The 22,060-nt window shown below is 67.5% G+C and carries 23 protein-coding genes and 4 pseudogenes; 11 read left to right on the forward strand and 16 right to left on the reverse strand.

The window, feature by feature from the left end; genetic code table 11:
- Positions 1 to 229 precede the first annotated feature (229 nt).
- From ABD329_RS25540 to ABD329_RS25550, 3 genes are all read right to left on the reverse strand, one after another.
- Positions 230 to 400 (reverse strand): hypothetical protein, encoded by a 171-nt coding sequence (locus tag ABD329_RS25540; protein ID WP_198275230.1) that lies wholly within the window; start codon positions 398 to 400, stop codon positions 230 to 232.
- A gap of 301 nt (positions 401 to 701) precedes the next feature.
- The gene (locus tag ABD329_RS25545; RefSeq protein ID WP_198275231.1) at positions 702 to 1,454 is read right to left on the reverse strand and encodes an SDR family NAD(P)-dependent oxidoreductase; all 753 of its coding nucleotides are present in this window, start codon (positions 1,452 to 1,454) and stop codon (positions 702 to 704) included.
- Positions 1,455 to 1,686: 232 nt separating this feature from the next.
- Complete coding sequence (locus tag ABD329_RS25550; protein ID WP_198275232.1) at positions 1,687 to 2,304, reverse strand: NAD(P)H-binding protein; 618 nt, start codon at positions 2,302 to 2,304, stop codon at positions 1,687 to 1,689.
- A 135-nt stretch (positions 2,305 to 2,439) separates the two neighbouring features.
- On the opposite strand from ABD329_RS25550, the gene ABD329_RS25555 reads away from it, so the two are divergent.
- Positions 2,440 to 3,132 carry a TetR/AcrR family transcriptional regulator gene (locus ABD329_RS25555; RefSeq protein ID WP_198275233.1) on the forward strand — a complete coding sequence of 231 codons (693 nt, stop codon included), beginning with the start codon at positions 2,440 to 2,442 and terminating at the stop codon, positions 3,130 to 3,132.
- A gap of 189 nt (positions 3,133 to 3,321) precedes the next feature.
- On the opposite strand, the gene ABD329_RS25560 is transcribed toward ABD329_RS25555, so the two are convergent.
- The 7 genes from ABD329_RS25560 to ABD329_RS25590 all read right to left on the reverse strand — a co-directional run bounded on the left by ABD329_RS25560 (position 3,322) and on the right by ABD329_RS25590 (position 12,018).
- Entirely contained in the window at positions 3,322 to 4,284 is a 963-nt protein-coding gene (locus ABD329_RS25560; protein WP_198275234.1) for an amidohydrolase family protein, read from the reverse strand.
- 131 nt (positions 4,285 to 4,415) lie between these two features.
- The gene (locus tag ABD329_RS25565; RefSeq protein WP_198275235.1) at positions 4,416 to 6,416 is read right to left on the reverse strand and encodes an acetoacetate--CoA ligase; all 2,001 of its coding nucleotides are present in this window, start codon (positions 6,414 to 6,416) and stop codon (positions 4,416 to 4,418) included.
- Positions 6,413 to 7,255 carry an SMP-30/gluconolactonase/LRE family protein gene (locus ABD329_RS25570; protein WP_198275236.1) on the reverse strand — a complete coding sequence of 281 codons (843 nt, stop codon included), beginning with the start codon at positions 7,253 to 7,255 and terminating at the stop codon, positions 6,413 to 6,415. Before ABD329_RS25570 ends, ABD329_RS25565 begins: the two co-directional genes overlap by 4 nt.
- Positions 7,252 to 8,739, reverse strand: coding sequence for a bifunctional 3-(3-hydroxy-phenyl)propionate/3-hydroxycinnamic acid hydroxylase (locus tag ABD329_RS25575; RefSeq protein WP_198275237.1), 1,488 nt, complete (start codon positions 8,737 to 8,739; stop codon positions 7,252 to 7,254). The genes ABD329_RS25570 and ABD329_RS25575 overlap by 4 nt, the downstream gene beginning before the upstream one ends.
- A gap of 11 nt (positions 8,740 to 8,750) precedes the next feature.
- Positions 8,751 to 9,974, reverse strand: a complete 1,224-nt coding sequence (locus tag ABD329_RS25580; protein ID WP_309142600.1) for an MFS transporter — start codon at positions 9,972 to 9,974, stop codon at positions 8,751 to 8,753.
- A gap of 266 nt (positions 9,975 to 10,240) precedes the next feature.
- A complete protein-coding gene (locus tag ABD329_RS25585; protein WP_198275239.1) occupies positions 10,241 to 11,167 on the reverse strand; it encodes a VOC family protein in 927 nt (308 codons plus the stop codon).
- 14 nt (positions 11,168 to 11,181) lie between these two features.
- Entirely contained in the window at positions 11,182 to 12,018 is an 837-nt protein-coding gene (locus ABD329_RS25590; protein WP_198275240.1) for a fumarylacetoacetate hydrolase family protein, read from the reverse strand.
- A gap of 119 nt (positions 12,019 to 12,137) precedes the next feature.
- Between ABD329_RS25590 and ABD329_RS25595 the strand changes: the two genes are divergently transcribed.
- Entirely contained in the window at positions 12,138 to 12,848 is a 711-nt protein-coding gene (locus tag ABD329_RS25595) for a GntR family transcriptional regulator (RefSeq protein ID WP_198275241.1), read from the forward strand.
- A gap of 95 nt (positions 12,849 to 12,943) precedes the next feature.
- On the opposite strand, the pseudogene ABD329_RS25600 reads toward ABD329_RS25595, so the two are convergent.
- From ABD329_RS25600 to ABD329_RS25620, 5 genes and pseudogenes are all read right to left on the reverse strand, one after another.
- A pseudogene (locus ABD329_RS25600) lies at positions 12,944 to 13,205 on the reverse strand (NF041680 family putative transposase); the annotation flags it as partial.
- 95 nt (positions 13,206 to 13,300) lie between these two features.
- Positions 13,301 to 13,652 (reverse strand): annotated as a pseudogene (locus ABD329_RS25605) (transposase); the annotation flags it as partial.
- Between the two features lie 76 nt (positions 13,653 to 13,728).
- A complete protein-coding gene (locus ABD329_RS25610; protein WP_198275242.1) occupies positions 13,729 to 14,073 on the reverse strand; it encodes a hypothetical protein in 345 nt (114 codons plus the stop codon).
- A 163-nt stretch (positions 14,074 to 14,236) separates the two neighbouring features.
- A complete protein-coding gene (locus ABD329_RS25615; protein WP_198275243.1) occupies positions 14,237 to 14,851 on the reverse strand; it encodes a TetR/AcrR family transcriptional regulator in 615 nt (204 codons plus the stop codon).
- Positions 14,851 to 15,699: an oxidoreductase gene (locus tag ABD329_RS25620; RefSeq protein ID WP_198275244.1), complete on the reverse strand. Its 849-nt coding sequence runs from the start codon at positions 15,697 to 15,699 to the stop codon at positions 14,851 to 14,853. Before ABD329_RS25620 ends, ABD329_RS25615 begins: the two co-directional genes overlap by 1 nt.
- Positions 15,700 to 15,875: 176 nt before the next feature.
- Here ABD329_RS25620 and ABD329_RS25625 point away from each other — a divergent pair, with 176 nt between their 5' ends.
- The 8 genes and pseudogenes from ABD329_RS25625 to ABD329_RS25660 all read left to right on the forward strand — a co-directional run bounded on the left by ABD329_RS25625 (position 15,876) and on the right by ABD329_RS25660 (position 20,127).
- On the forward strand, positions 15,876 to 16,247 hold the full coding sequence (locus ABD329_RS25625) for an integrase (RefSeq protein ID WP_246618145.1): 372 nt from the start codon (positions 15,876 to 15,878) through the stop codon (positions 16,245 to 16,247).
- Positions 16,248 to 16,881: 634 nt separating this feature from the next.
- Entirely contained in the window at positions 16,882 to 17,094 is a 213-nt protein-coding gene (locus tag ABD329_RS25630) for a type II toxin-antitoxin system VapB family antitoxin (protein WP_014059306.1), read from the forward strand.
- Positions 17,091 to 17,510, forward strand: a complete 420-nt coding sequence (locus ABD329_RS25635) for a PIN domain nuclease (RefSeq protein ID WP_198275245.1) — start codon at positions 17,091 to 17,093, stop codon at positions 17,508 to 17,510. Before ABD329_RS25630 ends, ABD329_RS25635 begins: the two co-directional genes overlap by 4 nt.
- Before the next feature lie 258 nt (positions 17,511 to 17,768).
- A pseudogene (locus tag ABD329_RS25640) lies at positions 17,769 to 18,161 on the forward strand (integrase); the annotation flags it as partial.
- 308 nt (positions 18,162 to 18,469) lie between these two features.
- Complete coding sequence (locus ABD329_RS25645; protein ID WP_230993481.1) at positions 18,470 to 18,670, forward strand: hypothetical protein; 201 nt, start codon at positions 18,470 to 18,472, stop codon at positions 18,668 to 18,670.
- A 57-nt stretch (positions 18,671 to 18,727) separates the two neighbouring features.
- A complete protein-coding gene (locus ABD329_RS25650; RefSeq protein WP_246618147.1) occupies positions 18,728 to 18,976 on the forward strand; it encodes a PIN domain-containing protein in 249 nt (82 codons plus the stop codon).
- A gap of 22 nt (positions 18,977 to 18,998) precedes the next feature.
- The gene (locus tag ABD329_RS25655; protein WP_198275246.1) at positions 18,999 to 19,313 is read left to right on the forward strand and encodes a helix-turn-helix domain-containing protein; all 315 of its coding nucleotides are present in this window, start codon (positions 18,999 to 19,001) and stop codon (positions 19,311 to 19,313) included.
- Between the two features lie 376 nt (positions 19,314 to 19,689).
- Positions 19,690 to 20,127 (forward strand): cupin domain-containing protein, encoded by a 438-nt coding sequence (locus ABD329_RS25660; protein WP_198275247.1) that lies wholly within the window; start codon positions 19,690 to 19,692, stop codon positions 20,125 to 20,127.
- 92 nt (positions 20,128 to 20,219) lie between these two features.
- Here the strand turns inward: ABD329_RS25660 and ABD329_RS25665 are convergent, their stop codons facing one another.
- Complete coding sequence (locus ABD329_RS25665) at positions 20,220 to 20,693, reverse strand: hypothetical protein (protein ID WP_198275248.1); 474 nt, start codon at positions 20,691 to 20,693, stop codon at positions 20,220 to 20,222.
- Between the two features lie 209 nt (positions 20,694 to 20,902).
- On the opposite strand from ABD329_RS25665, the pseudogene ABD329_RS25670 reads away from it, so the two are divergent.
- Positions 20,903 to 21,936 (forward strand): annotated as a pseudogene (locus tag ABD329_RS25670) (integrase core domain-containing protein).
- Positions 21,937 to 22,060: the final 124 nt, after the last annotated feature.

The raw sequence follows: 22,060 nt of genomic DNA on the forward strand, positions 1-22,060 counted from the left end.
ATGTTCAGACGAAGGCCGCTTCGATGTATGCCGGATACCGAACCGAGTGATCAAGTTCGACGCACCATTCGACGCCAGACGTTAAAGATCAAGCTAGGACATGGACACGCCGGGTGGCGATCTCCATGACGAAGCACGACCGTCTCATCGGTTCTGCGTTTCGACGTTCAGTGCGTCTTCCGGCGGCGCCCGGTGACTCGTGCGGCCCGGCGAGGAGGGCACTCGGAGATCACTCCTCGTCCTTGCCGATCCGGAAGAGCTTGTCGATTCCCAGCGTCTCCGCCAGGTTCACAGCCCTGTTGGCAGCTCCCACGGCGCTGATCGCGGCCATGGCGCACGCATCGACTTCTTCTGCCGCGAGCTGGACGCCCGTTGGAGACCTCCGTTCCGTGTCCGCCACCGGTGCCCGGTCTTCTGCCCGAACCCGAGCTGCTTGCAGGCGTCCACGGTGCCCACCCCGGCTGCCGGCAGGCGCCAGTTACTCCACCTCGAACTCCAGCCTGCGATGACGCCCCCGCCTCGCCATCGACACACCCCCTAATGATCAGGGAATGCTGTGACAAGCGTTAGCCTCGATCGTTCATGAGCCGTCGTCGGGTCGCTGACGGCGGCTCCGTCCTTGTGTGGCGCGGATGTTCCGAGGCCGGGGCAGGCTGAGGGCTTCGGCGGCCGTGGCCGTGTACTCCTCGACCGCGATGACCTCATGCCCGCCGTCCGCCGTCGACCGACAGGGCGATCCCGGTGATGTAGGACGCGGCGTCCGAGCAGAGCCAGACCGCGGCTGCGGCGGCCTCTTCCGATGTGGCCATCCGGCCGAGTGGGGTGATCGCCTCCTGCATCGCGATCAAGTCGGTTCCGGCCGCCACCCTTTCGAAGCCGGGTGTACGGGTCGGGCCGGGGCAGACGGCGTTGACGCGGATGTTGTGCGGCGCATAGTCCACGGCGGCGACCTTGGTGAGCCCGACGATGCCGTGCTTGGCTGCCACGTAGGCGGGGGCGGTCGGGATCGCGTACAGGCCGCCGTTGGAGGCGACGTTGACGATCGCGCCGCCGCCGCGGCTCCGCAGAGCGGGTAGCTCGTACTTCATGCAGAGGAAGGTCCCACCCAGGTTGACGTGGGTCACGCGCTCGAACTCCTCCAGGGGCATCTGGTCGAGCTGCCGGTGGTGTGAGTCCAGGCCGGCGTTGTTCACGGCGAAGTCGAGGCCGCCGTACGCCTCGACCGTGCGTTCGACGGCCGTCCGCACCGCGTCCTCGTCGGCGATGTCGACACTGAGCGCCAGTGCCTCTCCGCCGTCCTTCCTGATCATTTCGGTGGTCTCGACGGCTGTGGCCTCGTTGATGTCGGTGACGGTGACGGTGGCACCCTGCCGGGCCAGCTCGATCGCCGTCGCGCGGCCGATTCCGCTTCCAGCACCCGTCACGAGTCCGATTTTCCCTGAGAAGTTGTTCATGATGACCTTCCGATGTAGTTACTCGCACCAGGCGATGCCTGATGCGCCCAGGCGATTTTGTTCGGGGTACCGCGACGGCCGGTGCTCGTTGGCCTCGGCGTGCCGGACGAGGGGCAGCCCCCTGTCACGCGTCGGTGCCGGGCGTGGCCGTCCGCACAACCACGATCGCGGTTGCCGATGGCGGTTCGCTCCCGCCCCCGTGGACAACGGGGGCTGTCGCGTCAACCGATGACTAACTCAGGGGTACGACGATTCCGGTACCGTGCCGGCCCGTCTCCGCCTCGTCCAGCAACAAGGAGGCCAGCGTGGCCCGGGAGATTCGGGGCGGTAGCAGCGGACGCCGCAGGTCCGCCAGTGGCACGATGTGACGGGTAGGGCTGAGAGGGCCATCGGTGACGTCCGGGGCGTGGAACACCGTAGCGCCGGCATCCAGGGCGATCCGGTCGGCCTCGACCTTCTCGGCCAGCTCCGAGCCGACGAACATCCGCATCACCCCCGCATAGATCAGCCCACCCGATCGACTCGACACGCCCGAGCCCAGTGCGCCGAGCCACACCGTTCGGACGCCGGCCTCCGCGAGCACCCTGGCCCCGGCGACCAGTGCGCCCGGGCCGTCACCCTTACCGATACCGATGGCAGAGACGGTCACGTCGACGTCGGTCAGGTCGGGGAAGCCCTGCGGGTCGGTGACATCCGCCTTCCGGACCTCGACCTGCCGCGACGCGGACACGGTGACCTTGGCCGGCGTGCGAACCAGGGCCACGACCTCGTGTCCCCGTTCCAGCGCTTTATCGACGAGCGCGCCGCCGGTCCGCCCTGACGCTCCGAGTACGGCTATGCGCATGATCATTCATCCTCTAACTGAACAACTGTTGGTTACTTGAGTAAACAACCGTTGGTTAGTGATGTCAAGGGCGTGAGCTGCCCCGCCTGTACGGTGAACATCTGTTGCCCAACTGTTCGCACTGGTCAGAAGGGGGCGAAGATGTCGTCTCAGGAGCGCTCCGCTCCCCGTCGCCGCAATCCGCGCGGGCAGGGGCAGGTTCTCAAGGCCCAGCTCGTAGACGCCGCGGCGAAGCTGCTGTCCACCCTTGATCAGCCGGAGACGCTGACGCTGCGGCAGGTAGCGCGTGAGGTCGGGGTGGCACCTGCCAGCATTTACAGCCACTTCCCCGACCTGAGCGCACTGATCCAGCACGTGCTGCGGCTGCGCTATGAGGAACTGGCCCGTTTGATGGACCAGGCCGCGGAGTCAGCCCCGGATCCACTGGTCGACCTCGTCGCCCGGTGCGCGGCCTACGTGCGCTGGGGAGTCGGCCAGCCCGGCCATTACCGCACTCTCTTCGGCGGGCGGATGCCGGACGACCTTGTCCCCGGATCAGCGCACGGCGCCGGGGCCGAACTGCTCGAGGCCGTCGTGACCTCCCTGGCGGCCGCCGCCGAGGGAGAGCGCAGGCAGCCCTCGGCGGAGCAGCAGTGGCAGGCCGGCCTCATGCTCTGGACCGCGCTGCACGGCCTGGTCAGCCTCTACAACGACCACGGGAACATTCCCTGGCCACCCCTGGACGACCTGATCGCCGACCTGCTCAGCCTGCACACAGCCCGCCCGGCAGCCGAGATCGCGGCCCTCCTGCCCCAGTACGGGGATGACCCGGGCTCGGCCCCGGACTCCAACTGACATCCGATCACGCGCCGGGGAAGGTGCGATGCCCAGCCGAAGCAGCAGAACAGGGAGTCGCACCGGCGGGGTCTGGCGCTCCTGTTCGGCGAGCATCCCGCGGCTGCCGAGCGGCTCGCCCGCCACGCCGTCTTCTCCGGACCAGACCCCCTGCCCGAGCTGGGCGACCTTGCCGACGAGGCGATGCGGTCAGATGCGCAGCACACGCCTGGCGTTCAGATGGGCAACCTTCTCCTTCACCTGGGATGGAAGGTCAGCCTTCTCGATCGAGGCCACCGCGTCGGCCGTAACCTCGTACGGGTAGTCGACCGCGAACATGACCGCGTCGGCCCCGATGGTCAGCACGGCGGCTTGTACGGCCTCCGGGGCCAGTACCCCGCTCGTGGTGATCAGGATGTTGCTCCCGAAGTACTGCGACGGCATCCGCTGGAGCGGTTCGTCGACCCGGAGCGAGCGGTAGCGCGAGTCGATGCGGGAGAGTTGGAACGGCAGGAACTCGCCGAGGTGCCCGAGGATCAGGGTTGCGGCGGGGTGCCGGTCGAACACTCCGGCATAGATCAGCCGCATGGCGTGGCCGCCGGTTTCGGCCTGCCAGCTCCAGCTGGCCCCGTACATCTCGGGCCGTCCGCGCATCACGTGCCAGTCGTCGCAGGGCAGCGAACCGGGGTGCAGATACAACGGCACACGGAGCTCTTCCAACGCGCTCCACAGTTCCTCATATGCGGGATCGTCCAAGTATCGGCCCTGCGTGTGGTCGTTGACCAAGGCACCTTTGAATCCGAGCTGCTCGACGCAGCGCTGGAGTTCGGCCACGGCGGCGGCAGGGTCCTGAAGGGGCAGGGCGGCGAACCCCCTGAAGCGGGTGGGGTGGCGGGCGATGGTCCGGGCGAGGAAGTCGTTGGCGAACTGGGCGTTGTCGACGGCGGCGCCGGCGTCGGTGTCGGCTTGGATGCCGGGGACGCTCAGCGACAGGATCTGAATGTCGATGCCGTGTGCGTCCATGTCGGGAAGACGGTGCTCCTCAAAGTCACCCAGGCGTCGTCCCCAGTCCTTGACGTACTGGTCGCTGACCTGGATCTTCTGGGGCGACGAGGGTTGGCGCGAGAACAACTCCGGGATGATGAAAGCTTCTTCCAAGGCGATGTAGGTCATGGCAGGGCTCCTTCGTCGTGCCTTGTGGCGGTGATCGGAGGCGGTAGGCAGGTCTCGGACAGACTGGCCCCGCCATCAGGAACGATGCTGCTGGCCTCGGCGTCAGGCAGCCCGGGGCAGCGTTCAATGCTCTAGGGTCTGCCGTTCGCTGATCGGGACGGAGCGGAACCGGGAGCGGTGCCACGTCGCGTACGGTGAGCGGCGCCGATCCGTGCGTACCAGTCGATGAGTTCTGGTCTGTCGACGCTGCCGGGGTCGACCGCGGTGTCCTGAGCGTCTCCGCGCAGCAGACGTTTCACGGGGACTTCGAGTTTCTTGCCGGTGCGGGTGTGCGGGATACCGGGGGCTTGGATGATCTCGTCGGGTACGTGGCGGGGGGAGGCTCCGTGGCGTATGGCGTTGCGGATCTTCTCGCGCAGCACGTCGTCGACGTCGATGCCGTCGGTGGTGGTGACGAACAACGGCATCCAGTAGTCGCCGCCGTCCTGCTCGATCCCGACGACGAGAGCTTCTGCGATCTCCTTGAGCTCCTCCACCGGACCGTATATGTCGCTGCTGCCCATGCGTATGCCGTGGCGGTTCAGGGTCGCGTCGGACCGGCCATGCATGATCACCGAGCCCTGATCGGTGATGGTGATCCAGTCGCCGTGCCGCCACACTCCCGGGTATACGTCGAAGTAGGCGTTGCGGTAGCGACAGCCGTCCGGATCGTCCCAGAAGAAGAGCGGCATCGACGGCATTGGCCGGAGTACTACCAGTTCCCCCACCTCGCCCCGCACCGGCTTCCCGTCCGGGCCGAAGGCTTCCACGGACACGCCCAGGCAGGGGGCGGACAGCTCCCCGGCCCAGACCGGAGTGGTGGGGGTGGCACCGATGAACGCGGTGACCACATCGGTGCCGCCGCTGGTACACACCACCTGTGCCCGGGGCCCGAGCTCGCCGGCGACCCAGTGCTCCAGGTCGCCGGGGAACGTCGAGCCGGTGACGCCCAGGCGCTCGAGCGAGGCCGGACAGTGGTCGGTGATCCGCACGCCAGCCTTGCGACACGCCGCCAGGTAGCCGGGGCTGGTACCCAGGACCTTCACCTCCAGGCCGGCCGCGAGCTGCCAGAGCGCATCGGTATCGGGATACGTCGGGCTGCCCTCGTAACACACGGCTGTGGCACCCAGCAGCAGACCAGCGACCAAGACGTTCCACATCATCCAGCTCGGCGTGGTGTGCCACAGCAGGCGGTCCCCGGCGCGCAGGCCAAGCTGGAGGCCCAGGTTTTTGAGCTGCTCGAGCACGACCCCGCCGTGCCCGTGCACGATGCCCTTCGGCCGTCCGGTCGTGCCCGAGGAGAACACGACCCACAGCGGATGGTCGAACGGGACGGTGCGGGGTGCGAAGTCGGCGTCGTGCTCGGTGAGCGCGGACCACTCAAGGGCGTCGGGCACCCGTGTCGCGTCCCCTACAACGATGGTCGCCGCCAGGGTCGGCAGTGCGTCGCGCAGGGCTTGTACGTCGGGGCAGCGGTCGATGTGCTTCCCGCCGTGGAGACAGCCGGTCCCGGCGATCAGCACGGTCGGCCGGAGCTGTGTGAACCGTGCTTCGGCCGCGGCCGCGGTGTAGTCCTGACCGCACACCGCCCAGGTCGCGCCCAGGCTGGCGGTGGCGAGGAAGGCTGTGATGGCCTGCACCCCGTTGGGGAGGTACCCCACCACCCGGTCACCCATGCGCACGCCAAGTCCGGTGAGTGCCTGCGCGAGTGAGGCGACCTGGCGGCGCAGTTGGTGCCAGGTGATGGCCACCGGGCCGGTGTCCTCGGTCACCGTGATGACGGCGGTGTCGGTGCCGGTCCGGTCGCGGAACACCTCGGCCGTGTAGTTCAGCGTGCTGCCGGGGAACCACACGCTTCCCGGCATGGCCTCGGTCGCCAGCGCGGGTCCCGCTGGGCGCTCGGGCAGACGGAAGTAGTCCCACACCGCGGCCCAGAAGCCGCTCACGTCGTCAACCGACCACGCCCACAGCTTGTGGTAGTCACCGCTCAGGTCACGTCCTGCGTGCTGTGAGGCGAACCGTGCGAAGTCGGTGATCCGGGCGTCTTCGACAGCCTGTGTCGTCGGGGTCCAGTCCGGTGGTTTGGTGCTCATGAGGTGTCCCCCGCCTTCGGTACTTCGAGCAGTGCGACCGTCGTGTGCACTGACTTTGTGGCCATGGCCTCGCCCAGGGAGAGGCCGTGGGTGTCGGCGAGGGTGACGAAGAGCCGGTTCCCGCCGTCGCCGCAGCATGCGATCGGCAGCAGCGTCCCGGTGCCGATCGAGGTGACCAGCTCGTTCTCCCGCACCAGGGCGACGGCGTGTCCGGTCGTGGTGGCCACCCAGACTCCGTCTTGGGTCGACCAGATTCCGTCCGGCCGGACGTCGTCGCCGATCAGGTGGGCGAGGTCGGCGTAGGTGCGACGGTCCGTGAGGGCACCGTCGTCCGCGACGGTGAAGGCGGTCAGTCGTTGCCGGGTGGTCTCGGCGACAACCAGGGTGCGGCCGTCGCCGGCGAAGGCCAGCCCGTTGGGGAACTCAACGTCTTCGGCGGCCACGTGTACCGCTCCGTCCGCGGCAACGCGCAGCAGCCGGCCCGGTCGCAATGGCTCACCGGCGTGCGCGGCGAAGCCGACGTCATCCACGTAGAGGTTGCCGTGCGGGTCGCCGACCATGTCGCCGAGCGGACCGGTGGCCACCGCGCTCAGGTCCGCGTAGGTGTCGAATCGCTCACCGGTCCACACGCCGATACGCCGTTGATGCATCATGGCCCCGACCAGCCGCCCGTCCGGCAGGAACCAAAGGCCGTTGGGGATGGCATCCAGCGGGATGCCGCGCCAGGGGCCGTCGTGGTCGGTCCACAGCTTCCCGCCCTGGGTGTCGGACAGCCACAGTGCACCGCGCTGCCAGCGGGGGCCCTCCCCCCACGTCATTCCGGCCGCGTACTCCTTCACGCGCCCACCTCCTGTACCGATGCCGTCCGCGCCAGGTCGCGGGTGGCCCGCTCCAGTTCCGCCGTGTCGGCGACGAGCGCGAAGGTGTAGCGATCCGGACGGATGATTGCCGCTGCCGCCGCGTGTTCGGCCAGCCAGCGGTCGATGGCCGGCCCCGTCTCCGGGACGGCCACTACGCCGAGCTGGCGCCATAGCTGCCGCACATCCGCGGACACGGCGGAGGTGACCTCCGGCTTCCCCACGACGGTGAAGCCGTATCCGCTCACATCGTCCAGCTTCTCCCCGTTCGCGCCGCGTGGCTGCGGGCTCAGTTGCCCGATGGCTCCGCCGGGCTGGACAACCACGCCTGGCCCTAGCAGCGGCCGGTACCTCTCGATCGTCTGCGTTCCGTTCAGCTCCGGGAACGCGCCCATTCCGAGGGCTTCGATCAGGTTGGACTGCCGAGCGGATTCCTCAATGTAAGGGCGTACGTGCGCAGCCCGCTCGCTTTCGTAGGTGTCGAGCAGTGCTTGGGGACTTTCGCCCTTGACCACGGCGGCGAGCTTCCACGCCACGTTCGCGGCATCGCGCAGCCCGGAGCACATGCCCTGGCCGAGCATGGGAGGCATTTCGTGCGCGGCATCGCCGGCGAGCAGCAGACGGTCGGACCGCCAGCCGTGCACGAGCCGGGCGTGCCATTCGTAGGTGTCAGTACGCATGATGCGGTAGCTGCCCGGTTCCAGCCAGCGGCTCAGCAGGTCGTACACCGACTGCGGTCGTTCGAGCTCTGCCGCGTCGTCCTCGTCGAGCAGCATGAACTCGAAGCGGAGCATGGGCGGGAAGATCGGGACGTAGGTCACGGGCCGCTTCCCCTCGCACCAGATGAATCCGCTGTCCGCCGGGAGCTGTGCAGGGTGTTCGAAGGGGTGGATGTCGACGATGAGGGAACGCTGAGTGCCGTGGAGGTCCTCGACTTCGGCGTTCATCGCCTGCCGGACGAAGGAGTTGGCGCCGTCGGAGCCGACGGCGTACCCGGCCGTGAGAGTGGTTTCGGCTCCGGTCGACCGGTCGAGCAGCGTGAGCCGCACCGCTTTGTCGTCCTGCTCGATCGCGGTGGCCGTCCAGCCGAACCATAGGTCCGCGTTCGCGTCGGCCGCCAGCAGACCCCGCAGCCGCGACTCGAAGTCGGGTTGGTGGAACTGGTAGTCGGTGCGCCACCCCTGGTCGGACTCCTCCTCGGGCAGCGTCTGCTGGAGGAAGGCCCGCCCGTCCTCCCGGTGGAGTGTCCAGGCGGCTTGGCGCAGGAACCGGTGTTCCATGTCCTGCGCGCCGAGGGTCTGTAGAAGGCGCATGGTCTCGTCGTCGAGATGCGTGGCGCGCGGATGCTGGCAGACGAGCCGGTTGGGGTCGATGGCGGCGACCCGGAGCCCCTTCATGGCCAACAGTCGTGCGAGAGCCAGTCCGACCGGGCCGCAGCCGACGACGGCGATGTCGTAGGTGTCCATGATGCGCTCTTTCATTTTGTGTGTCCGGCCGTCGGCTCTTTGGCGCGCGGCGCGGGGGCGAGACGGCCCTGACTCCGGGATGTCCGTCCGCCGACAGCCAGGGCGAGGGCCGCACCGAGGACGGCGGGGACGGCGAAGAGGACGAAGTTCCAGCGGGGTTCCAGGCCGGCCGCGAGGATCCAGCCGCCGAACGTGGGGCCGGCGATGGCGCCGATGCGGCCCACCCCGAGCGCGACACCCACCGCGCTGGCCCTCGCGGTCACCGGGTAGGAACGTGAGATGTACACGTTGATCAGCCCCTGGACGCCGACCGCGCCGCAGCCGCCGACTATCACGATGCCGTAGAGCACCGGCAGCGGCAGTTGGGCGCTCATGGCGACGATCGCGGCGGCTCCGAGGACGAAACTGGCCGTGATCGGGCCCCTCGATCCGGCACGGTCAGCCAGCAGCGCCATCGCGAGCCCACCGACGGTGGCACCGAGGTTCAGCAGCACGAGGAAGGTCTGGGAGTCCTGCAACGGATAGTCCGCCGTCTGCATCAGCCGCGGCAGCCAGGTGTTCATGCCGAAGATGAGCAAGAACGACAGGGCCGCCATGGCGCAGAACATCAGGGTGGTGCCGCGGTAGGGCGGTCTGAACACCAGCCGGACACCACGGTTGCCGAGGTCGGGGGCCGACGCGCTGACCGCCTGGTGGTACTCCGTGGACTCGGGCAGCCAGACGAAGGCCATGGGCAGCAGAAGCAGACCGGCGATGCCGCCGACCAGGTACTCCTGGTGGAAACTCTGCCCACTCAGCAGTGTGTTGGCGACGAGGGCCGCGAACGAACCGCCGATGGCGGTCCCACACTGGACGATGCCCGAGTAAAGGTTCTTTCGCCTGTCCGGGGCCAGTTCGAAGATCAGTGGGGCCATCGCCGGGTAGATCGCACCGACACCGAGCCCGACGACGAATCGGCCGGCGCCGAACAGTGAGGGAAGGGGTGCCACGGCGCAGGCGAACATCCCGGCACTGACCACCGCGATACTGATCAGGGTCGTTCGGCGGCGGCCGAACCGGTCGGTGAACTGGCCGACCAGCAGGGAGCCGATGAGCATGCCGATGGGGGTGAGGCTGCCGAGCAGGCCGACGAAGGCGACGGAGAGGTGCCAGGGACGGTAGCCCAGCAGCAGCGGAGTGGTCGCACCGTAGGCGACGAGGTCGAAGCCCTCCAGCGTCATCACAGCCAGGCCCACGGCGAGTGCGGTGCCTGACGGCGATGAAGGGCCCGGGGACGGTTGGCCGCGCCGACGGACGAAGGCTGGTGTGCTCAATGTTCCGGCTCCGATTTCAACAGTCTCACCCGTCGCGACTGCTGACCGCGGCGCTGCGGGAAAGGGGCGGAGGTGTCTTACGTGCGGCTCGTCGACGGCGGGTCGGCGCAGGAATGCGGCTCGGGACCTCATCCGTGTGATGCGGGCGGGGCAACGCGCCTCGCCGCGGTTTACGGTGTCGAGCGCTCTCAGTTATTGGCCTTATGGGCGCCGGCCATCAGCGCGGCCAGGTCTTCGGGAGCGAGGAACGACGGCGGCGGCGGAGGCCCCCAGGTGTAGAGCGCCTGCATGCCCTCGAAGGAGCGTGGCGTCCACAGCTGGTCGTCGACGATGCAGTCCATGTCGGCGTAGTACTCACTGAAGTTGCCGGCCGGATCCTTGAGGTACCAGAAGAAGTTCGACCCGATGTGATGGCGGCCGAGCCCCCACACATGGCGTTCCGGGTGCTCGGTGAGCATGCGCGTGGCGCCCCGGCCCACCTCGTCGACATCCGTCACCTGCCACGAGGTGTGGTGCAGGAAGTTCAGTGGCGCCTGCTGCACCAGGACGTTGTGGTGGTCGGTGGAGCAGCGCAGGAACGCGGCCGTGCCGGGGACGACATCGCTGACCTTGAAACCGAGCCCTTCGGTGAAGAACCGCTGGGTCGACTCCTGCTCCACCGAACCGATGACGACGTGGCCGAGGGCCAGGGGCCGGACTGGGCCGGTGCGGGAGAGCACGGGTGCCCGGGTGCCGGCGCGGTCCGGGCGTCCGGGGCCGTTGTACGGGGTGGCCGGGACGGTGATCCGGGTCAGCCGGGGTGCGACACGGACCTCGACCGATACATCGGCGATGGGTTCCCTGGTGCGCAGGGAGCCGGTGTCGCGTTCGCACGGCAGCTGGAGCCGTTCCAGGTTCGCGGCGATCCGGTCCAGGTCGTCGCCGTCGTCGGCGGCGACCGCCATCCCCAGCAGCCGCCGGACGGGAGAGTACTCGAGGAAGAACTGCTCACCGCCCTCGACGGTGGCGAACCGTCCGGGTGCCATCTGCTCGAGTCCGAAGTCGGCGTAGTAGTCGGCCGCCCCTGCCACATCCGGCACTCCGACGGTGAGTGACTGAAGCCTGTGCAAAGCCATGGGGTGCCCCTCTCTCAGGCGGCGACGCAGGTCTGCCGGAGCTGTCCGATGCCCTCGATACGGGTGACGACCTCGTCTCCCGGCCGCAGGTAGCGCTGGGGGGTGCGGGCGTGTCCCACTCCTGAGGGGGTGCCGGTGAAGATCAGGTCGCCCGGCAGCAGCGGGCACACCGCGGACAGCCGTGCGATCAGTTCCGGGACCGGGAAGATCATCGAAGAGGTGCGTGACTTCTGGACGCTCTCCCCGTTGACGAGGCACTCGATCGCCAGGTCGTCCGGATCGGCGAACTCGTCGGCCGTGACCAGCACCGGGCCGGTCGGCGCGAATCCGGGGAAGGACTTGCCGAGAGAGAACTGCGGCACGGGGCCCACGGACTGCACATCGCGCTCGGAGTAGTCCTGCCCCACGGTCAGCCCGGCCACGTAGGACCAGGCGTCCTTGGGCGTAACGTGCTCTGCCCGGCGCCCCATCACCACCACCAGCTCGGCCTCCCAGTCGACGCGGCCGCCGGGCAGCCGCAGCCGCGTGTCGGGGCCGGTGAGGGACGTGGCGAACTTGGTGAAGACCGACGGGGACTCAGGCGCCGCCAGGCCGGCCTCCTCGGCGTGGTCGCGGTAGTTCAGCCCGATCGCGAACACCTGCCGCGGTGTCGGCGAGACACCGCCGTCCGGCCCCGCCGACGTCTGGACACCGGCAGCCTCCAGCGCGGCGGCCCAGGACCGGAAGGCGTCCCACTCCTCGAACACTGCCAGCGGATCAGCCGGGAACCGGCCTGCACTGGCCTGCTCGACATCGATCACCGCCTCCCCGGTCACCAGGCACATCCGTCCTGCTCTGGTCGTCGTCCGCATCGCGCGCCGCCTCCGGTCTTCCTGCTTCTGGATGACCAGAGTCAACGCCCCTCCCAGTCGACACGTCAAGAAAATCTCGAGATTTTTTTGGAATATCTAAGCGCGCTAGAATCTGCGACATGGCGACTACCAGCTCCATGACCCGCGCCGAGGAGATCTACCAGCGGCTGCGCGCGGACATCCTCAACGGACGACACGAACCCGGTTCACGTCTGCGCGTGGAAGCCCTGAAGGACAGCTACGGCGCCAGCAGCGGGGTAATACGGGAGGCGCTGCCCCGGCTGGTCGGCCAGGGGCTGGCGACCTTCGCGCCACAGCGAGGGTTCCGGGTCGTCACCGTCTCCCCCGAGCGCCTTCAGGAGCTGACCGAGGCCCGCGTATTCATCGAAATCCACGTGGTCCGGGAGTCCGTCGCGGCCGGCACCATCGAGTGGGAGTCCGATCTGCTCGCGGCACACCACCATCTCGCCCGCACTCCGTACTTCAGCGACGACGGAGCCCTCAGCGAACACTGGCTGAACGCCCACGCCCGCTTCCACCGCGTCCTGCTGGAGGGATGCCCCAACCGACAGCTGCGGGACATCGCCACCCAGCTGCGCGATGCCGCCGAGGTCTACCGCTGCTGGGCCCGCACACCGGCCGAGCACAGCCACCGCGATGTCGCCGCAGAACACCAGATGATCTGCGATCACGCCATCGCCCGGGATGTACCAGGCGTCGTCGAGGCACTCAGCCAGCACATCAACATCACCACGCAACTACTGCTCAACGATTACGGGCGGCACGAGGAAAAAGGCAAGCAGGACCCCGGCCCCCCATGTGGTAGCTGAAAGAAACGTGCTGGTCAGCGAGCCTGCCTCGCGCCGTGGTCGCGGCGGCGGTCGTTCACCGCGCCGAGGCAGTCGGTGTCATCTAAGCTTGATCATTAAGCTTGCCGCTGTTTCAGGCGAACGTGTCCGGTGAGGGTTTCCATTCGTTTCATGGTCCTACCAGGCTTGTGACGTGGGGCTGGCCCGCGGTTCTTCGAGCCTGGTGGGCGTCCGGGGCCGGACTTGAAGGGTCTGGGCACGTCGGCGGGACGGGCGGTCTTCACGCGGAGGTGGCGGAACCCCCAGTTGGGTGTGGGCGGCGATGATCAGCCACGTCCACAGGTCGGCAGTGTGCGGATCGCGGACCTTCGGCACGGTTCAGCCCAGACATCTCACGATGCCAACGTGTCAAGCGGCTGTGGCCGGTTCGGAGAGGAACGCGACGTGTTCGTCGAACGGTTCGCCGGTCTGGAGGCAGTGGCTCCGGGCGAGGATCGCAAGGCCGAGAAGGCCCACAGGTAGCCGCCCCTGGTTGAGTCGGTCGTTCTTCACCACGCGGCGTCCGACGTGATGTCTCTTGCCTGACGCACGGGTGATGGGTACCGATCCGGCGTAAGCCTTGAGGCTCCGGGCGTCGGCGAACCCCTGTCGATCGTCTCCGATCTCGGCAAGCACCCGGGCGCCGAGCTGGACCCCGAGGCCGCGGAAGCTCAGGATCACTTCAGCGTCCGGGTGCTGGAGAAAAGAGGCTTCCACCGCCTCGGCGAGCTCGTCGGCGGCGAGGCAGGCGGCTTCCAGTTGCCGCAGGAAGGCGAGATGATGCCCCCGGGAGGCCATCTGCGCTCTGTCCCGCGCGGCAGTTACGAAGCTGGGCCCGAGCAGCGCAGTCCTCCACGGTTGCTCATCGCTCGGCGTCCTCTTGCGGATCGCTGCCGCTCTCCTCGATTCCGTACCCCGCGCGGAGCTGTGCGACCCGCTTGTCCTCCGTTCCGCGCCGCGCCACCAGGCCGGAGATCAGCGCGGCGCCCCCACCGACGACGAGCGCTGTTGCCGCTACCAACACGGCGCGGAGTACGGTCGACAGCTGGTAGTGCGCCGACAGCTTCCATGCGGTGTACGCGCTGACGCTCAGAGCGCAAACGCCCCACACGACGGAGACGCAGCCATTTGCTTGCCGTTCTGTGTGCTTTTCCGCAACTCCGGGCCCGAAGATGTACTTGCCCGCAGGGGCAGGGGGTTCAGTCATGCTAATCGCTCACCACTCGTACTCGTCGTTCCAGGGCGGTAGTGGCTACCGACCCCACTGCTCCTGCTTGTGCGCGGGGACAGAACGGTCGGCCTACCCAACTCCCCTACTCACACACCCACATAGGACAACGTCTTATGCTCCACCGTCCATGCCAGATGTATCAGACGGTCAGCCCGGCGCTGACCAGCCAGATGTGTTCGCAGGTCGAGGATGCCTTTTGCAAATTCTCGCGGGACTCCTGCGAGGCGTGGTAGAAGGTCCGCTCGATCATCCAGCACAGGGCGCGTGCCATCGCCGACGCTTGTTCCGGTTCGGTGCCGGGCTGAACGCCGGCTCGTTCCAGGACAGCGGTGATGGCTGTGATGAACAAGTCGGCTGTACGGCTCCACAGCTCGCCGATCTCCGGCACGGTCAGGGACAGGTCGATCGCCGTGCGCATGACCAGGCCGTGCTCGTTCCACAGCTCTACCGTGCGCTGCATGGCTTCTGCGATGGCCTGGCGCGGCTCGTCGGCCTGCGCAGTGGCCCGGGATCGCTCCCACAGGTGTTCAACGGTCCGGGCCACGAGTGCCGTGACCACTTCTTGTTTGGAGCCGAAGTAGAAGTACAGGGCGCCGCGTGTGATGCCGGCGCCCTGGGCGATGTCGCCGACGGTCATGGCGTCGTAGCCCTTTTGCGCGAGCAGAGCTTCGCAGGTGTCGAGAATGGCCCGCTCTCGGACATCGCCCTTGCGCTCGGTGGCGCGCCGGTTCCGCACGGGGTGGTGGCCGGGCATCAGAGCTGAGCGCCCTCGTCGAAGTCGGTCGTACGGGAGAGCGTCTCCCATGCGCGGATGTCCTCGTCTACGGCCGTGCGCGCAGCGGCGACCAGTCGTAGCGCGTCCGAGCCCAGGACGAGGTGGGCCGGCGGCTGGTCCACCGTCGTGATGTGCACGACGGCTTCCCCGGCCTTGGCCGGGTTGCCCAGTTGGTTCCCGCTGGCCTTCTGCCGCGCTTCGCGGATGGGGGTGAACAGCTCGTCGTAGTCGTCGATGGACTGCGCGGTGCGTGTCATGGACCGTCCGGCCCAGTCGGTGCGGAAGGAGCCGGGCTCGATCGCCGTCACGTGGATCCCGAACTGTGCGACCTCCTTGCCCAGTGCTTCGAGGATGCCTTCCAGGGCGAACTTGCTGCCGCAGTAGGCGGACATGCCGGGCACGGCCATGAGCCCGCCCATGGAGGTGACGGCCATCAGGTGTCCGCGGCGGCGTCGGCGCATGTGGGGCAGTGCTGCGCGCAGGGTGGCCGCTGCCCCGAATACGTTGACCTCGAATTGCCGCCGCACCTCGGCCAGCGGCGTCTCCTCGAAGGTGCCCTCCAGGCCGTAGCCGGCGTTGGCGATGACGACATCCAAGGGACCGATGCTCTGCTCTACCTCCGTGATCACATTCGAGACGGCGTGGTCGTCCGTCACGTCCAGGATGCGGCCGTGAGTGTGCCCGGGCTTAAGCCCCTCGAAGGCCCGCAGGTCCTCCTCGGAGCGGACCGTGCCGACGACGGTGTGCCCGGTGGCCAGGGCCGCCTGGGCGAAGGCACGTCCGAGGCCCGTGCTGACGCCGGTGATGAGCCACTTCTGCTGCTGCATTGTTCCTCCATCTGGGACTCGGAAGGAGCCTGGTTGCTCCCTCACCTCAAACTCTACACGACGTCGATTTTTATCATCGCCATGCAGATTCTGGTGATGCCTTACGGCTCCGCCACCCTGTCCGCTCGAAAAGTCGTCGTCGCAGGTGGGAGTGGTACGGCCAGTCCGCTGGGACCATGTCCTCCGTGATCGCGTCCTTGCTGTACAACGTGACCCGGAAACTGCTGACCGTTCCATCAGTTCTCCTCCGTCGCGGGACGGCGAAGGACACGGAACTTCTGGCGCCGCGGCACGAGAACGCGGTCCTGCGTCGCCAGCTGGCCGGACCAGTCCGCTACGAGCTCGCCGACCGGTTCTGGTTTGCCGCCCTGTCCGGGCCGATACCCCGACGCCACTGGCGCGAGGTGTTCCCTGTCGCCCCCGGCACCTTGCTGGCCCGGCACCGCAGGTTCATCACCGCGAAGCGGGACTACACCGCGCGCCGACTAATGCCTCTCGGTGCAGAGAGCATCCAGATCGACGGGGTGACCTCAGGGGCCTGCGGTTGACGACGACGCACAGGGGCTCGGTACGGCGCCGCAGGTCTACCGGATCGGGTGACGGACGAACCGGACACCGTTGACACGTCCGCGAGTTGGGAGCACGAGGGCTCCCCATCGCTCCCTGCCCAGATACGGCAAAGGCCGCCTCCGCTACTCGCGGAAACGGCCTCTGACCTGCGAAAATGCTGGTCGGGACGACAGGATTTGAACCTGCGACCCCTTGACCCTCAGGCGTGGCAACTCTCAGCAACGATCGGTATCAGTGAGAGAACACCGTCCCAAAGCCCGACTCCCGAACACACCCCTCCTGCCACCACAACACTTCACGTCAACACCATGACCATCCGCCGCCCCGGACGCCGCCATGAACCGCACACCCCACACAACGCCCGCGGGGGAAGGTGCAGCCGCCCCGAATCCGATCGCCCCTCTTCCGACATCACCAGCTTGAAATCACACCCGCCCACCATCTACGCCCAGGCCACAGACTTGGTCATCGAACGGAGCCCGCTATGCGGCTTTGCGCCCACGCAAGGCCGCAACGACACCCACACGACCATCGCCCCTCAAACGACACCACTTCAACGCCTCATACTGCTATCATTTTGAAGGCCGCCATCCCCCACGAGAGGAGTTTTCGATGTCTCGCACCATGATCGATCTCGACGATGAGATGGTGGAACACGCCATGCGCCTGTACGGCGTGAAGACGAAGGCCAAGGCTGTGCGCATGGCCATGGAGGAAGCTGTCAAGCGTCGGCTGCGACAGGAGGGCATCGACGCGATCAAGTCCGGTGACCTGGACCTGACCTACGACAGCCGGACGGAGCCCGACAGCAGGAACGTGGCGTGAGTGAGCGCTTCCTGATCGACAACTCCGCCCTCCAGCGATGGCGCAAGCCGAACGTGGCCGAAGTCCTCGACCCACTCCACGAGGATGGCGTACTGGCTGTGTGCGGACCGGTCGAGATGGAGGTGATGTACTCCGCACGCAACGACAACGACGCGAAGCGCCTGCACTGGTTCCTGTCCGGCTTCGACTACCTGCCGATGCCCGACGAAGTGTGGGACCGGGCCAAAGACATCCAGCGACAGGCCATCACCAAAGGCAACCACCGCGCACTGTCCATGCCCGACCTGCTGATCGCCGCAGCAGCCGAACGACATGCGGTGACCGTGCTGCACTACGACCAGGACTACGACATGATCGCCGCCATAACAGGCCAGCCCATGAAGTGGGTCACGGAAGCAGGCACAGCGGACCACTGACTTCACTGCCCAGGACACCCCCTACTGCCAATTGGCGACCGTGCCACTCGAAGAGGAACCTGAGCACACCGATGACGGCTGCCTCACCTGCACCTGCACCTGCACCTGCACCTGCACCTGCACCTGTCGAGAATGTCATCCGCCCTGGCCGGAAGCCTGCACCTGGACTGACGACCGTCGGCCTCGTCGCCCGAGTCGGCCCTCTTGCGCAGCCGGTAATCGACGCTGGCTTACTTTGGTGTGTCGAACGCGTTCGCCATGCTTCGCCTGTTGCCGATGACCGACCGGGATAAGGACACAGAGATCCTCGCTCTGCGCCACCGGATCACCGTGCTGGAACGCCAACTCGGCAAGGACAAGATCCATTTCTCGCCAAGCGATCGGGCGTTCGTGGCGGCGCTGCTTCACCGGCTGCCACTGCACGTCCTGCGACAGTTACGGCTGCTCGTCCGCCCCGACACGGTACTGCGTTGGCACCGCAGCCTCGTCGCACACCGCCATGCCTCCTCCTGCCGCCCCAAACGCCCGGGACGACCGTGCACCGTGCGCTCCATCCGCACCCTGGTGCTGCGACTGGCGAAGGAGAACCCGAACTGGGGCTACCGGCGCCTGCACGGCGAGCTGCTTGTGCTGGGGGTGCCGGCGGCAGCGGGGGCGGCGGCTCGGACGACGACGACGGCGGCGCGGACACGAGCGGCGGTGGCGCGGGCGGTGGCAGCACGCGCCAGTCGGCGTCGCCCGGGCGCAGTCGGGTGACGTATCCCTCCTTCGAATGACGCGGACCACGGTCCGGCGACTTCGACCGCGTGGACCCGAGCTTCCCTCCCCGCCCATGGGAGCCGACGCGGGGGCATCCCAGCCGAGGCGCCTTGACGTCGACCGCGCGACACCTGCGCCAGCCCCTCCAATAAGGGATTTTTTATCGTTGCGAAGATGCCCAGGCGTTCAGGGAGGACATGATGGCCAAGATCACCATTGAAATCGACGAGGAGCGCCTCGCCGAGGCCAAGCAACTCCTGCACACCGAGGATGACACCGAGGTCGTGGCCAAGGCGGTGGATATTGCGGTCGGTGCGATCTACCAGCGTCGCGCGGCCCGGCAGCGGCTGAGCGAGCTCGCGGGTGAGGGCGGCGCCTTCGGCGAGGCCCGCCCGGCGTGAGCGAGTCCTATCTGATCGACACCAGCGCCTGCAACCGCCTGTTCCGCAACCCCCGCCGTGGAACGACACTGGGCGGGCATCCTGGACGAGGGCCGAGTGTCCGTGTGCGAGATCACCGAACTCGAACTGGTCCGCGCCACCGGCGGCCGCGACGAGCGGGCCGTACTGGAGCGCTACCTCCACGACGCCTTCGGCTGGATCCCCGTACCCGACCGTGCACTCACCCGGGCCCGGCAGGTGCGAGATCTCCTCGTCGCCACCTCGTCGCCACAAGCTGCCACCAGGGACCAGGAGCAGTCGACCTGATGACCGCCGCCACCGCAGAACTATGCGGACTGACCACGCCACACACCCGGCCAAGCACACCGACGGGGCACCGCCTGACAAGACCACCACCCACATCTGGGGGGCATTCCTGAAAAAGGCCCGGCGCAGCCGGGGGATGAGCCAGCGGGCGCTGGCCCGGGAACTGGGAGTCAGCCAGGCCCGGATCGCACAGATCGAAAACGGAGCCAGCACCCCGCAGATCGACACCATGGCCGCTTACATCACCGCCCTCGGCGGCAAACTGACCCTGCGAGCCGACTTCCACGACCACACCACCCACACCACATGGCCCCAACCACACGCCACAAAAAGCTGACACGCACACAGGCCGACTTCACGTGGTGACGCACCGCCTGCGCCAGCACCCGAGCGGCGCGTCACACCACAACAAGCCAGTGCCTGATGCGGCACTGGATGCCCGCCGATGACACGGCGCGATGCGGTCTCGAAGCCGCTGGCTCCCGGATTGCGGCGGCCGCCGATGGGAGGCACGGTGGTGTCGAGACCGTGCGGACGAGGCAGAAGGCACACGGCGTGTCACGGATGCGGGCTGTGGCTTGTCCTCATCGCGAAGCGAGTGTGAGCCAGGAACCGGCGAACTTGGTCACCGCCGAACGAGTGGGTCGACACACCGGTCCGGGGTAACCGACGCAAGATCGTTCATCCCGGGCAGGCTTACGGAGGTCTGGTACATGTCCGCGAAGAACCCAGAGCACGGGAGCGCCCACGAAGTCTCCTTGCCGCCCGAGGTCAAGTTGCTGCAGGAAGTCACTCCACCCTTCTTTCCCGAAGGTGGTTCGGGAATGACCATCCTCGTCGAGTGGCCTCCCGGTCACCCCGGGCTCCCTCCACATCGCCACTCGGGCCCGTCGTTCGGCTACGTGATGGAGGGCGCGCTCCGGTTCGAGCTCGAGGGTGAACCGGAGCGTGTGGTCGAGGCTGGTGGGACGTTCTGGGAGCCAGGCGGTGACGTGATCCACTACCAGGACGGCAACGCCCTGTCGGGCGCACCAACCAAGTTCGTGGTGACCATGCTGTGCGCGCCGGGTCAGCCGATGCTCACGCTGGTCGACGAGGAGGAGCTGAAGGAACGGGCGCAACTGCGCGCCCCGCGTCCCTCCGAAGGCTGACCCGTGAGCGCCGGCCCGTGGTTGGTCAACGCGCTCCTGCGCCGCGAGCGGTTGCTCCATCCCGACGTTCATCGAGTAGCAAGGTGTCGGGATCACCTGATGGCGATTGCCTGGCCAAGCAGCGAACCAGCCCGAGCCCAACCGAATAAGACCGTAATGCCGCTGAACTGGGTGATTGCGGGGAAGAGCAAGGTGGTGAGGACCGTACGCAGGTGGCGTTCGCCGGTGATGAGGAGTCGGTCGGTGCACTCTGCGCGGGCTGTGCGTATCCATCGTTCGGCGAACGCGTTGGACCGTAAGCTTTGCGGTGGCGTCAGGATGACGACTGTGCCGTTGCCGGCAAAGACGGCGTCGAATGCGGCCGTGAACTTGCTGTGCCGGTCATGGATGAGCAACCGGAAGCACCCACCCCTGTCGCCCAGGTCCATGAGCAGATTGCGGGCGAGTTGGGTGACCCATGCGCCGGTAGGGCGGGCGGTGACGCCAAGGACATGAACGCGCCGGGTGGCAATCTCCATGACGAAGAAGACATAGAGACGCTTCAGGAGGACGGTCTCCACGTCCATGAAATCGCAGGCGAGCAGCGTGTGAGCCTGGGAGCGCAAGAAGGAACGCCAGGCCTGCTGGGAAGCGCGCTGCGGCGCGGGCGGTAGACCGGAGCGGCGCAGGACGCGCCGGACGGTAGCGACGGCAACCCGTGAAGGGTGTCTTTATTGGCGTACGGTGGTTGACCTGGGGCTTTGCGATCGTCCAAGTATGGGCATGATCGGTGATCGTGGGTATGCGACTGCTCTACCTGATCTTCTGCCGACTGCTTGGTTGCCTCCTCTTACTGGGCCGGTCTGCCCCCGCGAACAACGCCGAGATCCTCGCTCTCCGCCATGAGGTCGCTGTGCTGCGCCGGCAGATCGAGCGCCCGCGGCCCTCATGGGCTGATCGTGCCGTGCTCTCCGCTCTCGCACGGCACCTGCCACCCGCATTACGCTGCCATCGGCTGGTCACTCCAGGCACGCTGCTGGCCTGGCACCGTCGTCTGGTGCGTTGGAAGTGGCGCCAGACGGCGGTCGGACCCGGTCGGCCACCGTTGCCGGAGGAGACGATCGCGCTCATTCAGCGTTTGGCGAGAGAGAACCCGACCTGGGGGTACGTCAGGATCCAAGGCGAACTGCGGCGGCTCGGTCATCGGGCCGCGGCCACCACGATCAGACGCGTCCTGCGCCGCCTCGGTCTACCGCCCGCACCGCGGAGACCGTCTTCCTCAAGCGTCTCTACATCTTTTTCGTCATGGAGATCGCCACCCGGCGCGTTCATGTCCTGGGCGTCACCGCCCACCCGACCGGCGCATGGGTCACCCGACTCGCACGTAACCTGCTCATGGACCTCAAGGAGAGCGCTGGGTGCTTCCGGTTCCTCATCCGTGACCGAGACAGCAAGTTCACCGCCGCATTCGACGCCGTCTTCGCCAGCAATGGCACAGCCGTCATCCCGACTCCGCCGCAAAGCCCCCGGTCCAACGCATTCGCCGAACGATGGATACGCACAGCCCGTACCGAGTGCACCGACCGACTCCTCATCACCGGCGAGCGGCACCTGCGCGCGGTCCTCAACCAGTATGCCGAGCACTACAACGCGAGACGGGCCCACCGCAGCCTCGGCCTACGAGCACCCGACGACGACCCGAGTATCATCCCCCTGCCCGCTGTCGCGGTCAGGCGCCGCCAGGCGCTCGGCGGACTGCTCAACGAGTACCACACCACGTCGCCCCGGCTGCCTCCCCGTCCACAGGAAACGCCCAGCTCAGCAGCCTGATCGGAATATTGACACCCTTCACGCTCCCACTACCCGCGGAAATGGCCTCCGACCTGCGAAAACGCTGGCCGGGACGACAGGATTTGAACCTGCGACCCCTTGACCCCCAGCGGTGCGGCAACTC

The sequence above is a fragment of the Streptomyces javensis genome (assembly GCF_039525925.1).
Taxonomy (GTDB): Bacteria; Actinomycetota; Actinomycetes; order Streptomycetales; family Streptomycetaceae; genus Streptomyces; species Streptomyces asiaticus.